This window comes from Exiguobacterium sp. s128, assembly GCF_018618815.1.
GTDB classification, from domain to species: domain Bacteria; phylum Bacillota; class Bacilli; order Exiguobacteriales; family Exiguobacteriaceae; genus Exiguobacterium_A; species Exiguobacterium_A antarcticum.
On the sequence record NZ_JACSMT010000031.1, the window covers coordinates 15,729 to 31,291 of the forward strand.

General features: G+C 49.4%; 11 protein-coding genes, 1 pseudogene and 1 riboswitch. Of the genes and pseudogenes, 8 read left to right on the forward strand and 4 right to left on the reverse strand.

Features of this window, described 5'->3' with window-relative positions:
* Positions 1-86: 86 nt before the first annotated feature.
* On the reverse strand, positions 87-488 hold the full coding sequence (locus tag KNQ13_RS11605) for a CoA-binding protein (protein WP_026831425.1): 402 nt from the start codon (positions 486-488) through the stop codon (positions 87-89).
* 411 nt (positions 489-899) lie between these two features.
* Here KNQ13_RS11605 and KNQ13_RS11610 point away from each other — a divergent pair, with 411 nt between their 5' ends.
* From KNQ13_RS11610 to KNQ13_RS11645, 8 genes are all read left to right on the forward strand, one after another.
* Positions 900-1,940, forward strand: coding sequence for a tyrosine-type recombinase/integrase (locus tag KNQ13_RS11610; RefSeq protein WP_251027434.1), 1,041 nt, complete (start codon positions 900-902; stop codon positions 1,938-1,940).
* Positions 1,941-1,972: 32 nt separating this feature from the next.
* Positions 1,973-4,603: a DEAD/DEAH box helicase gene (locus KNQ13_RS11615; protein WP_209548386.1), complete on the forward strand. Its 2,631-nt coding sequence runs from the start codon at positions 1,973-1,975 to the stop codon at positions 4,601-4,603.
* A 358-nt stretch (positions 4,604-4,961) separates the two neighbouring features.
* Positions 4,962-5,630: a 50S ribosomal protein L25/general stress protein Ctc gene (locus KNQ13_RS11620; RefSeq protein WP_014970436.1), complete on the forward strand. Its 669-nt coding sequence runs from the start codon at positions 4,962-4,964 to the stop codon at positions 5,628-5,630.
* Between the two features lie 92 nt (positions 5,631-5,722).
* A riboswitch (TPP riboswitch) is annotated at positions 5,723-5,822 on the forward strand.
* A 104-nt stretch (positions 5,823-5,926) separates the two neighbouring features.
* Complete coding sequence (locus KNQ13_RS11625; RefSeq protein ID WP_209548385.1) at positions 5,927-6,502, forward strand: ECF transporter S component; 576 nt, start codon at positions 5,927-5,929, stop codon at positions 6,500-6,502.
* Positions 6,499-8,064 (forward strand): ABC transporter ATP-binding protein, encoded by a 1,566-nt coding sequence (locus KNQ13_RS11630; RefSeq protein ID WP_251027433.1) that lies wholly within the window; start codon positions 6,499-6,501, stop codon positions 8,062-8,064. The genes KNQ13_RS11625 and KNQ13_RS11630 overlap by 4 nt, the downstream gene beginning before the upstream one ends.
* Complete coding sequence (locus KNQ13_RS11635; RefSeq protein ID WP_261974134.1) at positions 8,030-8,755, forward strand: energy-coupling factor transporter transmembrane component T family protein; 726 nt, start codon at positions 8,030-8,032, stop codon at positions 8,753-8,755. Before KNQ13_RS11630 ends, KNQ13_RS11635 begins: the two co-directional genes overlap by 35 nt.
* Before the next feature lie 78 nt (positions 8,756-8,833).
* Positions 8,834-9,877 carry an FAD-dependent oxidoreductase gene (locus KNQ13_RS11640; RefSeq protein ID WP_209548384.1) on the forward strand — a complete coding sequence of 348 codons (1,044 nt, stop codon included), beginning with the start codon at positions 8,834-8,836 and terminating at the stop codon, positions 9,875-9,877.
* A gap of 154 nt (positions 9,878-10,031) precedes the next feature.
* Positions 10,032-11,392, forward strand: a protein-coding gene (locus KNQ13_RS11645) for an IS3 family transposase (RefSeq protein ID WP_371818613.1) whose coding sequence is annotated in 2 segments (ribosomal slippage) — positions 10,032-10,401 and positions 10,401-11,392 — 1,362 coding nt in all. Because the reading frame shifts where the segments join, the coding sequence is not laid out codon by codon here.
* A gap of 38 nt (positions 11,393-11,430) precedes the next feature.
* On the opposite strand, the gene KNQ13_RS11650 is transcribed toward KNQ13_RS11645, so the two are convergent.
* The 3 genes and pseudogenes from KNQ13_RS11650 to tnpB all read right to left on the reverse strand — a co-directional run bounded on the left by KNQ13_RS11650 (position 11,431) and on the right by tnpB (position 15,213).
* Positions 11,431-12,897 (reverse strand): IS1182 family transposase, encoded by a 1,467-nt coding sequence (locus KNQ13_RS11650; RefSeq protein ID WP_209548383.1) that lies wholly within the window; start codon positions 12,895-12,897, stop codon positions 11,431-11,433.
* Between the two features lie 292 nt (positions 12,898-13,189).
* A pseudogene (locus KNQ13_RS11655) lies at positions 13,190-13,980 on the reverse strand (alpha/beta fold hydrolase).
* 60 nt (positions 13,981-14,040) lie between these two features.
* Entirely contained in the window at positions 14,041-15,213 is a 1,173-nt protein-coding gene (tnpB, locus tag KNQ13_RS11660) for an IS200/IS605 family element RNA-guided endonuclease TnpB (RefSeq protein WP_214755809.1), read from the reverse strand.
* Positions 15,214-15,563 lie beyond the last annotated feature (350 nt).

Consider the following 15,563-nt stretch of genomic DNA (forward strand, 5'->3'; position numbering starts at 1 on the left):
TCTTCTTGCTATCTGACAAGGATAATCTAACAAACAAGAAAAAAAGACACCTGCCGCAATTGCGTAGATGTCCCCGTTATTTCCCTTTATAAGTATTGATGTTCGATCTTGATGCAACGATTTTCGATATATGGGATGCCGGCACCAAGCGCTAAACTTTCCGCTTCGACACTCGATAGACCCAGTTGGTTCCAAATCATTCCGACGTCTCCATGGGCGACAGCGTCCCTTGCGGCGTCCGCTAAAAATTCCGACCGGCGGAAGACGTCGACGATGTCGATGTGCCCCGGGATGCTGGCGACACTTGGATAGACCTTTTGACCATTCCATTCGTTTAAGGTTGGATTAACGGGAATGACTTCGTATCCGTGCTGAACCAAATAATCTGCGATCCAGTTGGCTGTTTTGCCCGAGTCGCTCGAAATCCCGACGACAGCAATCCGTTTTGCGTCTTTTAATAGTTGACGAGCTTGTTGATCAGAAATCATATCGTATCCCCCTTAGATGTAAATACAAGAATCTCTTAGTTTATATACCCCATTCAAACCGGATTAAGCATAACAAGTGCCGACTTGTAGGTCTAAAAAACGTTTTTTTCAAAAACGTGCTGTACGTCGATGAGACGACCAACTACCTGTCGAAGGAATGTTCACTGCAACTGAGAGCGATTTTGGTTTTCGGACTAAGTTAACATAATATAATTATAGTTTTTTTCACCCTAAAAATCCTGATTCGAGTTGAATTGCATCGAGACGTACGATGTCCTATCTAAACAAAATTCGTTGCAACTGAGCGCTCCCTGTCTGACAATTTAACGTTGCGTGAAATAACTATTTCACGCAAACTAGTGTACCAGCTACCAACGTTTGGTATAGTAGTAACAGAGAGGGGATAGAATGATGAGTTTGTTTAAAAACCTAGGAAAAACCGTAAAAACGATACCCCTTCCCGCCCATACGATTGATCTTCCGGGATATGTCCGGATGCCGGATTTCATCCGGTCCTATATCGACCATTTGGCGTCGAAAAATTTCTCGAAGGCGACGATGCGGCGGTATGTCTACGATTTTGATTCGTTTTTCCATTTCGTCGCGGAAGCGTCGGGAGAAGCGATTCAGGCGCGGGATATCACGCAGGAAGCGTTTCTTGAAATCGACGGGTCCGGAATTGCCGCTTACGCGGAATACTTAGCCTTAACGAAACAAAATGCCCCGAGCGTCATCAACCGGAAATTGTCGGCCTTGCAGTCGCTGTTCCGCCACTTGATCGACATCGGAGTCCTGTCCGATAATCCGGTCGCAAAAATCAATCGTCCGAAACAAGCGAAACGGGAGCCGGTCTACTTAACGAAACGCGAATGGGATGAACTGATGCAACTGTTACCGTCGAACGTCGAGATGAATGCCCGGGAAGCAGCGCATTATGAACGGGATCGGGTCCGGGATGTCACCTTGTTCCAGTTGCTTGGCTACAGCGGGATGCGGCTCAGTGAGATGACACAATTGACGTGGAATGCCGTCGATTTTCACGAAGGGACGATTCGGGTCATCGGGAAAGGCAACAAGGAACGGGTCATTCCCCTTGCGAAACCGGTCCGCGTCGCCTTGCGGAAATATGTCGCCCACTACGGCTTGACGATCCGCGGGGGAGATCCGATTTTCCGCAAACATGGGAAAGCGCTCAGTCCGCGGACCGTCCAACATATCTTAAAACGGCACGTCGATCGTTTACGTCCTGTCCTCCCCTTTTTGGAGCGAAAACAAATCACCCCGCATAAATTACGGCATACGTTTGCGACACGCCTTGCGACAGGCGGAGTGGATGTCTTGACGATCCAACAATTACTCGGCCATGAATCGGTCGCGACGACACAAGTCTATGCCCATATCGGTGATCAAGAGAAAAAACGGGCGATTGAATTATTTGATAGCGAACGATAATAGTATTATGTCACCTTAGCAGGAGGAACACGATGAATTACGGACTGAGTGAACGAAAAATCAAACAGATGTCGGATACATATGCCTTTCGGCGCGGCAAACGATATGTCGCCGCTAAAAAAGTCACGTTGCGAAACTACCAATCCGGCGACTTGCTCGTCGAAGCCGCCGTGCAAGGTGAATCGGTCTTCACCGTCACTATCCGCGTCAAGGAACACGGCGTGGATGCCGGTTGTAACTGTCCGTCGCTTGCGATGGATCAATCGTTTTGCGGGCATATCGTCGCCGTGCTGCTGGCGATGCATCATGTGCAAGTCTACGGCAAACCTGCCGGAAACCGTCCGCTGATCCGTCCGTTCACGACGACACGGCAGACGGAAGACGCGGCGGTGACGGCCTATTTGCAAACATTAAGCAAAACGGAACGGGCAAAAATCAGGTTTGATGTCAGCGGTTCGGCGATTGCGATGGAAAGTATCACGGCGCAACAACGTTTTATCATCAGTCCCGCGTATTTTGACCGACTCTTGCAAACGCGTGACCGGTTACGGAATCTCGCAGACATTTGGCTCAGTCCCCCGCTCAAACAACGGCTCGTCAGCGGTCCGCCGACGGTCGAGTTGGCACTGGACCGGGAGGCTGGTGGACTCGAACTGCTCGTGACGTTTATCTATCAGGGGGTTCGGATCAATCCGTTACAAGAGACGGACTGGCTAGGGCGCGATGTGTCAATCGAAGGAGCGGTCCTCCGCTACGTGACGGAGAGTGGTTTCTTCGAGCGGAACGGTCGCTATCGGTTAGAGGAAGAAGCGGCGGAATACCAGTTTCTGAAAGGATGGCTCGACCCCCGTGTCGTTTACGGAAAACTCGTCGTTCAGGTGACGGAAAGTATCCGTCAATCCTTACCGAACGGACCGTTTCATCCGCGGATCGATGTTGAGACGACGGACCGCCTGGATTGGTTAACCTTCCGCTTTTCAATGGACGGGATACCGGAAGTGGAACTGAAGCAGGTCTTGCGGTCCCTTGTCACCCGGAAGACCTATCACCGGTTAAAGAGTGGTCAGTATGTCTCATTTGAGACCCGGGCGTTTGAACAGTTGCAACGCCTGTTTCAGCAGCTGGAAACCACGGAACGGGATATGCTAGAAGCAAGCATCCGTGTCCCGGCGATTGCCAACTTAAAACATCTTGTCGGAGCATCCTTCCTTCATCTTCATGCGGACTTGATGGAACGATGGCTTGAAGTGAAGAACGGTCGTGACATTCCATTACTGCTTCCGCAGGCGCTTCATCAACAACTGTATCCCTATCAACGTGCGGGGATACAATTTTTGGTCAACCTGGCTGCGCGGGACTGTCATGGGATTTTAGCCGATGAGATGGGTCTCGGGAAAACGATTCAAGCCATCGGTTATCTCGAGACACGCCCACCCGGACGAACGCTCATCGTGGCGCCTGCTTCGCTTTTACATAATTGGGCCGCGGAACTGGCTCGATTCGCGCCGGCGAAAACGGTGTATCTGTTGGCAGGTTCACGGAAACAACGATTGCAGGCGTTACGTGATCTGCCAGCGGATGGTGTTTTTCTTATCTCGTATCCGTCGCTCCGCGCCGATATGGACGCGCATCAAAAAATCGAATATGATTTAGCGATCTTTGATGAAGCCCAACACTTCAAAAATCCGACCGCGCAGACCGCCGTTCGATTGCGTCGTCTGCGGGCGAAACGCCGGTTTGCCTTGACGGGTACACCGCTTGAGAATCGGACAGATGACATTTGGTCGATTTTCCGGGTAATCTTTCCGTCCCTGCTCCCTGATTTACGGACGTTCCAAGACTGGTCTCACATGGAAATCAAACGTTTTCTCCAACCCTTTTTACTGCGTCGGACGAAACAGGAAGTGTTACATGATTTCCCGACGAAACGACTTTCGCATTATTACACGGAGCTTGGACCCACGCAGAAAAAATTGTACGCCTCCTACTTGGCGAAACTCCAACTCGACACGTTACGTCATTTGGACGAAACGAAACGTGAGGACCGGATCAAGTTGCTTGCTGGATTGACCCGCTTGCGACAAATTTGTTGTGATCCGGCTTTATTTGTCGAGAACTATACAGGCGAATCGACGAAACTTGATTTATTGATGACCTTGATCGAGGAAAAAATAGCAGCGGGTCACCGGATTTTGATTTTTTCACAGTATACGAAGATGTTAGCCCGCATCCGGGAACGGTTGGCTGAGCGGCAATTGACACATTTCGTTTTGACCGGAGACACACCAATCGAAGATCGGGTCGCTTTATGTGACCGGTTTAATGCAGGAGAAGTCGATTTGTTTTTGATTTCCCTCAAGGCAGGTGGTACCGGATTGAATCTGGCGACCGCTGATACCGTCATCTTGTACGACAGTTGGTGGAATCCTGCCGTCGAACAGCAAGCAGCTGACCGGGCCCATCGTCTCGGACAACAGTCGCCTGTCGAAGTCATCAAGTTATTGACGAAAGGAACGATCGAGGAAAAGATGACCGAACTACAAGATAAAAAGGCGACGATGATTGATGCCGTCTTGACGGACCGGGCGACCGAAATCTTGACGCTTCGTGAACTCGTCCATCTGCTGGAACCTCCATTGCAGCCACAAAAAAAGCCGGATTGAACAAACTGACCCCATCGTTTTTTACATTATCTTAAAAAAATAAAAGCTGCCTTGACCCGTTGTCTAGCAACGGGTTTGAAGGTTTTTGGACGAGGTTAAATTAAAAAAGAGGTTTTAGTTTTTGAGTTCTGGGGGTATATCTACATTAGCACCGTACAACACGGTCGCTTTTCAACATTTTTTCTCAATATCAGCGTAATGACCTGGGAGAGAAATGCTACTTATTCACTTGGTTCTTCATTATCGATGAAATCAATTTGAAATAGCATTCGTAGATCATCTGTACCGGAACGTCTTTGTTCCACTCCTACATTCATTACCTTTTGAGAGCTATACCAAATTCAAGGGGGAAATGAACATGTCAGTAACATTAAAAGTAGAAGAACGCGAAGTACGCCCACGCTCACTTAGAAAGCAATTACGTCATGAAGGAAAAGCTCTTGGTGTCGTGTATGGTTACAAAGTGGAAAGCACACCGATTTCATTCGATGAAAAAGAATTAGTCAAAGTCGTCCGCGATCACGGTGAAAACGTCTTGGTTGCCCTTCAAATCGGCGGCAAAAAAGTCAACACGTTGATCAACAAGCTCGATATGGACATCTTTACACCAACGATCAAACACGTGGAATTCATCGCGGTTAAAATGGATGAAGAAACAGAAGTCGAAACGGATATCGTCCTTGTCGGCGAATCGGCTGGCGCGAAACTTGGCGGCTTCCTTTCACAAACACTCTTTAAAGTAACAGTTGCAGCAACACCAGATAAATTACCGGAACGCATCGAAGTCGATGTAACGAATCTTGCAATCGGAGATTCGATCACAGTAGCTGATCTGCCGGAAGAAAAAGATTTCCGAGTCGTCACAGAAGGTGACATTCAAGTCGCTGCTGTCGTCGAATCGACACTTGAGGCAGATCTTGAAGAAATCGAAGAAGCTGAGGCACAAGCAGCTGAAGCAGACACAGCAGATGATTCAGAAAAAACTTCTGAAGAGCAAGCTGAAGAAAACAAAGAAGACAAAGAGTAATCTTTTCTCCCCTCCCCTCGCGGAGGGTTTTTTTTATGCATATTGACAAGTCCGGGCGACAGCCGTACAGTGAAGAATGTACACATCATTTACACATCCACTAGGGGAGCCCATTTGGCTGAGACGATTTACTTCGGACCCTTTGAACCTGATCTAGTTCATACTAGCGTAGGAAAGTGGAGCGGACTCTTCGTGCTCTTTTTCTGCGCCTTGCAGGTTACACGACCGCTCTCTTTTCATAGAGGGCGGTCTTTTTGCGGTTTCTTTGTGGGTGTGCATTCAAAGGAGAAGTGAGTATGAACAGTTGGAAAATGAAAGAAATCATCGTCATGATGATGCTTGCCGTCGCATGTGGTGTCCTGTACTTAGGTTGGTCGACATTATGGTTACCGATTTCGGCGATCTTCGGACCGGTCGGCTCAAATTGGATGTTCGGCATCTGGGTCGTCGCCAGTCCCCTTGTCGCCTACATCATCCAAAAACCGGGAGCCGCCTTGATTGCGGAAGTCGTCGCCGCTGCCGTCGAATTGTTTACAGGAAGTCATTTCGGCTTGTCTGCCTTATTGATCGGGCTGGCGCAAGGAATTGGAGCGGAAGTTGCCTTTGCCGTATTCGGATACCGGAAATTTAATACGTTCACCTTGATGCTGTCCGGTGTCTTCGCCGCCGTCGGAAGTATGGTCTACAGTCTCCTCGTGAATGGATTTGCCTATTATACGACGACGACACTTCTGTTGACGTTCTCACTTCAACTCGTCAGCGGGGCATTACTCGGCGGATTGCTCGCGAAAGTCATCGTCGACGCCCTCGTCAAGACAGGGACGCTGAACGGTTATGCGGTCGGACGGCAACGGAAGCAGCGTGCCGCATGATGCAGTGCGAGCACCTGTCAGTCCACTATCCCGGTCAAACGCAGGCCGTCCTAGACGACTTGACGGTGACGTTACATCAAGGCGAGACGACGTTGCTGATTGGACCGAGCGGCAGCGGGAAGACCACTTTTTTACATGTATTGGCGAGACTGTTGCCGGACACGATCGAAGCAGAGGTCACGGGGCACCATACGACGGACGGAACAGTCGGGATTCTGTTTCAGCAACCGGACGATCAGTTTTGTATGCAGACGGTCGGAGCAGAAATCGCCTTTAGCCTGGAAAATCGTTCCGTCAATCCGGGAGAGATGCAGGAACGAATCCGGATGTTGCTTGTGCGCGTCGGACTGAATCTTGCCTTGACGACACCGATTGCCGAGCTGTCCGGTGGGATGAAACAGCGGCTCGCTTTAGCCTGTGTCCTCGCCCTTGAGCCGGACATCCTGTTGCTTGATGAACCGACGGCGCAACTGGATCCGCACGGTCAAAGGATGATGATGGAACTGATCGAAGAACTCCATCATGATCCGACATTGACGCTCGTCTTGATTGAACATCAGCTCGATCAGTGCGTGACGTTTGCCGACCGGGTACTGGTTTTTGAACATGGGGGGCGACTGTTGCTTGACGGAACACCGGACGCAATTTTCGGTGAGCAACGTGACGTGCTGATCCAACACGGAATTGCGACGCCGCTTCTCTATCCGTACACATGGGAGACGTTACCGGGCGACTCGCCCCAAGCCGCTGACTTACGAAAACGTGATGTCGACCGTCCAAGCGTCCTTCACGAGACGACATTCGATGTGACGGGCGTAACCGCCAGACGCGGAAACCGGACGATTTTCGAAAATCTTTCTTTGACGACCTACCGTGGTGAGTGGATCATGGTGGTCGGACCGAATGGTGCGGGGAAAAGCACGTTGCTCGAGATGCTAGCGAAATTGATTCCGCTGCACGGAGGAAGCGTCCAGTTGTTTGAAACGAACCTGAGGAAATGGAAGGACCGTGCTTTTTACGCACAAGTCGGCTTCGTCTTCCAGCAACCGGACTTCCAGTTCCTCAAACAGACGGTCGCAGAAGAACTGGCCATCAGCTGTGCTGCCTTTGATCCAGAACGGGTCCAGACCGCCTTGTGTCACTATCGACTGACCGATGTCGCGGATCAATCTCCCCTCGCGCTCAGCCTCGGACAAAAAAGACGTTTGAGTGTCGCGACGATGTTACTGGAGCAAAAAGCTGTCTTGTTGCTCGATGAACCGACCTTTGGACAAGACGCTGAGACGACGGCACACATCATCGACGTGTTACATCAAGCCCAGGAGGCAGGAACAACGGTGATCATGGTGACGCATGACATGGAACTGGTTCATCGCTATGCGGATCGTGTCCTCGTCCTAGGTGAAGGACGTCTTCAGTTCGATGGAACACCTTCCGCACTCCTTATGAAACCCGTCCTTCTCGCACGACACCAACTCGTCCGTCCGCTGTCGTTTCTCTATCAACAACTCGAGGAGGTGAAGCATCGTGCAGGAAAACAAGTCATTGCTCACACGTATTAATCCTTCGGTCAAGCTCGGGACGTTATTATATGTCATGTTCTTGCTAATCACGACGTCCAGTTTACGGGTGACACTCGCTTTGCTTCTGTTGGCGTTAGTGGGTCTCGTACGTTCCGGCTGGCCCCTGACAACACTCATCAGACGGCTGGCCCCCTATTCCCTTTTATTTCTGTTGACGTTTTGGATGATGGCGGCGTTTGGGAAGGGCAGCACCGAGCTTTGGACATTCGGCTGGTTTCGGATTACGGAAGAAAGTCTCGATCATGCCTGGTTGATTGCGATCCGGATGCTCGCTTTCGTTTTTTTGAGCTTGACGTTCGTTGCGACGACCGATCCGACACGGTTCGTCATGAGCCTGATTCATCAATGTCGCCTGCCGGTCCGGTTGGCGTACGGGTTTTTAGCCGGCATTCGTTTTATTCCGATCTTTCGGCAAGCGATCCGGACGATTCGTCAAGCCCGACGTGTCCGTCAGCAACGGTCGATTTGGCCCTGGGAGACGTTTTTTGACATCAGTTTGCCGCTGTTCACGACAAGCATCATCCGGTCGGAACAGATTGCGATTGCGATGGAAGCACGACAGTTCCAAGCGAACCGGACGTATTATGTCCGACCGGTCGTCACCCGCTTCGATCTGTTATTTTTCGGTCTGGTCAGCAGCATCGCGACGTCCCTTCGTCTTTTTGTCTGACAAGCGGGAGATTACATCCCGCTACATAAGGGAATGACAGTCTCAGATGCAAAGAATTCAAAAAAGTAGGTGAACGTCGTGAAACGAATCGTCTTAGTAGGTGCGGGTCATGCGCATTTAGAATGTATCAAACAAGGCAGTCATCCGGATGTCGACTGGATCGTCATCAACCCTTCGCGCTATCAGTATTATTCCGGGATGTTCTCGGGGTTAGCCGACGGAACCTATACGCTCGATGAGACCCGGATTGATGTCAAAGCGTTGTGTGAGCACAACGGTAAGACGTGGATCGAGGACCGGGTCACTCGGATTGACGCGGCGAATAAACAGGTGATTTGCCAGTCTGGACAGGTCCTGTCGTATGATATCGTGTCGTGCAACATCGGCTCGCGCGACTGGGATGTTGCCGGTGCACCGGCACGGGTGACGATCAAACCGAATTATCAGATTGATCAAGCACTCGAGACGTTCAGGAAAGCGGCCTCCCCTGTCATCATCGGCAGCGGTGCCGCGGCAGTCGAGATGGCGGCGTCGTTTCAGTCGAACGGTACCCCGGTCACCTTGATCCACGAAGAACCGTTGCTCAGTGGTCATCCGGCAGGTATGAAAATTGCGAAACGGCTCGATCAACTGGGGGTTAAACGAATCGTCGATCGGTTTGACACGCTGGACGATCAAACGGCTCGCTTGCGGTCCGGTCAGTCGATTGAGACGGATGCTATGTTGTTTTTAGGCGGTGCCCGTGCGAGCGAACTATTTCAGGCATCGGATTTGTACTGTGACACGCGCGGTTTCCTGCTCGTCCATGAGACGTTGCAGGCACTAGAGGATCCGTCGATCTTTGCCGTTGGTGACTGTGCGACGCTGACCGCGTATCCGAACACACCTAAAAACGGTGTGACGGCCGTTCGTCAGGCACCGGTATTGCTTGAAAATCTTCTCCGATTCGTGAATCAGGAGCGTTTACTGGCGTTTCGCCCGCAACAGCGTTATTTGACGATTCTCGCTCTCGGCGACCAACAAGCGACACTGCTGTACGGGCGTTTTTATCAGACGAGCCGGCTCAGCTGGTACCTCAAGCAATGGATTGACCGGAAATTTATCAAGAAGTATACAAATTAAAACGTGCTGACGAAACGAACAAAACCCATTTGATTCTCCCTTAGTGAACTGAACCCTGAATGGTGGACACTTGATAAAAGACCCCATTCGGGGTTTTTTGTGTTTAAAGATATCGATATACTGTACCTATTCAATTTCGACGGGAGAACTATTCATGAACAGACGCACCTTCAATCCAGATCAAATCAGACAACTTGAAGCGAATCTTCACGTAGCCTCGGTATCAGATCGTACGATTCAATACAAAGGAGAATTTAAGATTCACGCTGTACGTGAGAATTTAGCTGGTAAGCGACCGATACAAATCTTTGAGGAAAGCGGCTTTGACCTGGATATGATCGGTAAGCAAACAACGAACGAAGCGTTGAAGCGATGGCGGAAGACATATCGCATTTATGGAGAAGAAGGACTCTTGAATGAGAGACGTGGAAAATCAAATCTTGGAGGTCGACCGAAAAAAGATGATTCCGTCGAACGACGACTTGTGAAAGCTGAAGCACGAATCAAGTACCTCACAGCGGAGAACGAATTACTAAAAAAGCTCGAAGCTCTCGAAAGAGAGGCGAAGTACCGAAACTAACGGCATCTGAGCGCTATCAGGCAATCAATATTGTCTTACGGAAACAATCAATGGGCCGGTTCGTGACGGATCTATGTACGCTCGCTGAAGTGAGTCGCAGTGGTTATTACGCCTGGCTCGCACGTACGGATAGTGTTTCCCTTCGGGAAGAACGCGACTATGCGGACTACCTACTTCTGAAACGTGTTCATGATCGTCATAAGGGAAAAATCGGCTATCGTGGTCTTTACATGGAGATGCTTGATCTTATTGGGGGACCGATGAATCATAAACGTATTTTGCGTATCATGAGGAAGTTTGGAATCGTGACGAAAATCCGTAGGCAGAACGCTTACCGTAAAATCGCTAAAGCGACATATGAACATAAGACTGTACCAAACCACTTGAACCGTCGGTTCGATCAAGAAGAGCCTGGTAAGGTATTCGTCACAGACATCACTTATCTCCGTATTGGATCTGGCCAGACTGTTTATCTCTCTTGTGTGAAGGATATCGCTACACGTGAAATTATGGCACATCATGTATCTACAAGCCTCCATATGGAACTTGTCCTTCATACAACGAATAAACTCGCAGAACGACTTCAAGGAAATATACACCCGGAAGCCATGATACATTCCGATCAAGGATTCCATTATACGCATCCTGCTTATCAAACACGCATCCGTGAGATGGGAATGCTTCAATCCATGTCTCGTAGAGGAAACTGCCTGGATAATGCCCCGATGGAATCGTTCTTTGGGCACTTGAAAGATTATGTCGATTATAAATTAGCATCTGACCTCGATGAGGTCTGTGCCATGGTCGATGCTTACATTGACTATTACAATAGCGAACGAAGACAATGGAAACTACAAAAGATGACTCCGGTACAATACGAGGGCACTGAAAAACCTGCGCGCTCTTCGAGCGTAATCAAGAGGAAAGGCGATTAGTTCGACTGAGTCGATTCAATCGCCTTTTTCCCTTGCCATTAGTCTGTTTTTTCTTTTTGAAGACTGATAATTCGCTTCAAGTTGACCGCGATGATCGCCATCACGCTCTGCAACGTCATGCCTTTTAGGTCTGACGTTTTGTTTCGCGCCAGACCATACGTATTCTTCAGTTGACTGTTCTTGGATTCAATCGCGTATCGTTTACGGCGATACGCCTTGAATTCGTCAGTCTTTTCGTACTCAAGCTGTTCGCTGTGCTCTCTTGACTTCAACGATACGCTATACGTTTTAGATTTTGCGTTATCTTTATAACATCCTTCGCGCAACGGACAACGTTTACATAGTGCGATATCGAAAAAGTGTGTCTCTTGTTGACTTGCACCTACATTCTTTTTGCCTGTTCTAGACTTTCGGATGGCCATGTGCCCGGCAGGGCAGACGTAGCGGTCTGCATCTTTATTATAGGTGAACCCCTCAGCTCGATTCGTGGAGACAGAAAAGACCCGTGGATTCAATGGAGCGACGAGCTTACATCCTTGCGAGGCGACAGAAACCAGGTTCTCACGACTAGAATAGGCAGAGTCACCCACGATGTAGTCGAATTCGGCGCCAGCTGTATGGCTCTTCTCGACGAGACTTGCCAGTTGAATCCCATCGGCCGCTTCGCCGGACGTCACGATAACAGCTGTGATTACGCCTTCCTCAGTCATTGCGAGATGATGTTTGTAACCAAAGAACGAGGAGTCCGCGCTTTTATGCCCGGTCCGGGCATTCTTGTCCCTTGATACCCGCAACTCGAGGTGTGCATCCTCCGTCAACTCACGGACACGGTTCACCCGAGCACGAATGTGCTCACGTGATATCAATTCAGGCATTTCGGATTCGACAGTTTCAGCTACAGCGAGCGCATACGTCAAGAGTTGATCGATATCTGCTTCATCCACTTTCTCTGGGAAAAGCCCTTTCGTGTCATCACTTTCTTGATAACATGCCTGCCTGAGCCGTTTCGCCTCCTCGATGACAACCTGCTTAATCGGTTTTTGACCGTATCGAGCACGAGAATGAGTCGAGTCGACAATCAACGTCCGACTATTTAGAACTCCCATCTCTTTTGCGATCCGTACTGTGTACGCAATCAACTGATCGAGTAACTCGTCATTATCCATACGCTGACGACGAAACTTTGTGAGCGATGAAGGATTAATGACATCATCCTCCGGTGCCAAATCCAAAAAATATTTGTAGTCAAGATCGGTTTTCGCCCGTCTGACGAGGTCGACATCGGACAGGTTTGAATATGCCTTAAGAAATAGATACTTGAACATCCGAACGGGATGGACCGCCATCCGTCCGTTATCATGGCAATACGTGTCCGCGAGCAACTCTGTAATGAAATCAAAAGGGACGAGGTCGTGAATGAGACGTAACTCATCATCCGCGGGGATTAACAGGTCATAGAGAGCCTGGTAAGGGCTCGGCGGCATATTCGGTAGGTCGGGCATCATCGGAATCGCCTCCAAATGGGTTGATTGCAGCCAGTATAGTCCGGAATGGAATTCGTGTACAGTAACCTTGTAGCAAAAGGTTGGTCGATCGAAAGATAAGAGCAGAGGAGCATCGGTCCCTTCGGGACGACACTCCTCTGTTTAAAATCATATGAGGTTTTTCAGTGCCCTCGTACAATACCGAAGCCATCTGATAGCAGCTTAAAACGTTAAGGGTGCTTTTATTAAACTGTCCAAACTCTAGGGCTCAGTTCACATAGGAAAAGCAGATGGGTTTTTAGATAAAGCGAATTCAGACCGTTTGACCGGACTTCAAGTACGAGACAAGGTTTTCTGTGAATTTCTCGCGTTCGTCGAGGAACATGCCGTGTCCACTCTCTTCAAACACTTCGAGACGTGAACCGTTGATGTTTTGTGCATGACTTCTGCAAATTCGAACGGGCAGACTTGATCTTTTTTCCCGTGCATGATGAGCGTATCGACCGAAATCTTCGGCAGACCGTCGCGTAAATCTTCATCACGTAAGGCGATCGCCGACTGAATCGTTCCGTGGGAAGATGCCTCGACACTCAAGTTATGGAACCATTGTTGCAACGGTTCCGGATGTTCTTTCGCAAAAAAGATTTCCCCGAATCCTTTCAGCATCGATGGACGGTCTTGTTTCGTATCTTCGATTAATGCATCGACTTCGTCTTTTGTCATGCCGTACGGATAACCGTCACGTTGTGTGAAGACCGGTGCGGCTGCTCCCGCTAAAATCAGTTTCGAGACGTTGGATTCACCGTGATTCAAGAGGTATTTCAAAGCGACGCCGCCGCCCATCGAGAAACCAAGCAACGTAACATCCGTCAATTTTAATTGCTGAATGACTTCGTTGATGTCCGACGCCATTGTCGTATAATCATATCCAGTGGCCGGTGCATCCGATTTACCGTAGCCGCGGTAATCGACGCCGATGTAGCGGTATCCTTCTTCAATCAGGCGGTTTTTTTGGTATTCGAACATGTTGTTGTTAGCCGGCCATCCGTGTAATAGGACGACTGATTGTCCTGAACCGATATCTTCTACTTGAACTACCTCCACCTACGCTTCACTTAGAGGTGGAGGATTCCTGAGTTATCCGACCTGACGGTCGAAACCTGATCAGGCTAACCCCGTCGTTCCGACGGTTGAAGAAGCTAAAATGCGTTCTGCTTCTTGTTTGAGATTCAGTCCTGCGTTCACATCACGGTCGTGATGGATGCCGCAACTCGGGCATGTCCATTCACGCAAGCCAAGATGTTTCACGTCTTTGTGTTGATGGCCGCAACTGGAGCACAGTTGGCTGGAAGCAAAGGTCTTGCCGACTTTCACGACGGTCTTCCCGTACCAGTCTGCCTTGTACTCCAGCATGCGGAAGAACTCCGACCAACTGACGTCCGAGATGGCCTTGCTCAACTTGCGATTCCTCTGCATGTTCTTCACCTGCAAGGTCTCGATGCCGATGACGTCGTGGTTTTTGACGATCTCGGTCGATACCTTGTGCAGGAAGTCGGTACGCTTGTTGGCGATCTTCTCGTGGATACGGGCAACCTTCCGCTTCTGCTTCTGATAGTTCCTCGCCTCGGAAAGCGTGACTTTCTTGTTCAGAGCGATGCGTTGACGGCGGGAGAGCTTGCGCTGTTCGCGCGCCAGTTTCTTCTCGAGCGTACGGAAGTAACGGTCGTTCTTGTAGACCGTGCCGTCCGACAGGATGGCGAAGTTCTTGAGTCCTACGTCGACGCCGACAGATGAACCGGTCTTCGGCAGCTCGTTGATCTCCTGCTCGACGAGCAGGGAGACGAAGTATTTGCCTGAAGCGTTACGTCGAATCGTGGCGTTCAAGATACGGCCTGTGACCTGTTTCGAGTGGGCGAAACGAACCCATTTCAGCTTCGGAAGTTTGAGCTTGTTGCATCCAATCGAGACTTCAGGAAGCTGGTTTTTGCCTTGGATGTTGGTCTTGTACGACTGGACGGGATGGCGCTTCGACTTGAATCGAGGGCGTTCGTTCTGTTTCTTGAAGAAGCGATCAAACGCATCGGCAAGGTGTTTGACGCTGATCTGAACAGATGTACTATCGACTTCCTTCAACCAGTCGAACTCCTGCTTCAACAAAGGAATTTCTTTGGAACAAGAACCGTAGGACAGTCCTTTTCCAGTGGTCTTGTACGTTTCATCCCACTTCGCCAAGAAGTGGTTAAAAACGAAGCGCGAACATCCAATCGTCTTCGCGATCAGGATTTCCTGCTCTTTTGTGGGGTAGATTCTGAATTTGTAGGACTTATGCTTCAACACCATTTTTCACCTCCTTCAAAGGGAATATACCCGAAAAGCAGGCTGGCGATTCAGCTCCCACTTTCACTTCGTTTAGAAGTGGGAGTATTCTCGCCTAATTTTGATAAATCTTCGTTCCGTCGACTGCTTGAATAAATGTACCCATTTGTGAAAACCCCCGTTGTTTTAGTTGGTCCAGCTTCCGTGCACAATTAGAAGATACCCGGTTACAACAGTAAACTAATATCTTAATTTTAAAATTTTTTCAGATTTGAATTTTATTGGCTCATCACCATAACACGTGGTTGCTATTTTAACGACCAAGCTCAAGGTGCAATCTCAAAAAGAATCGTTCGAGGTTTCGGTAGCCA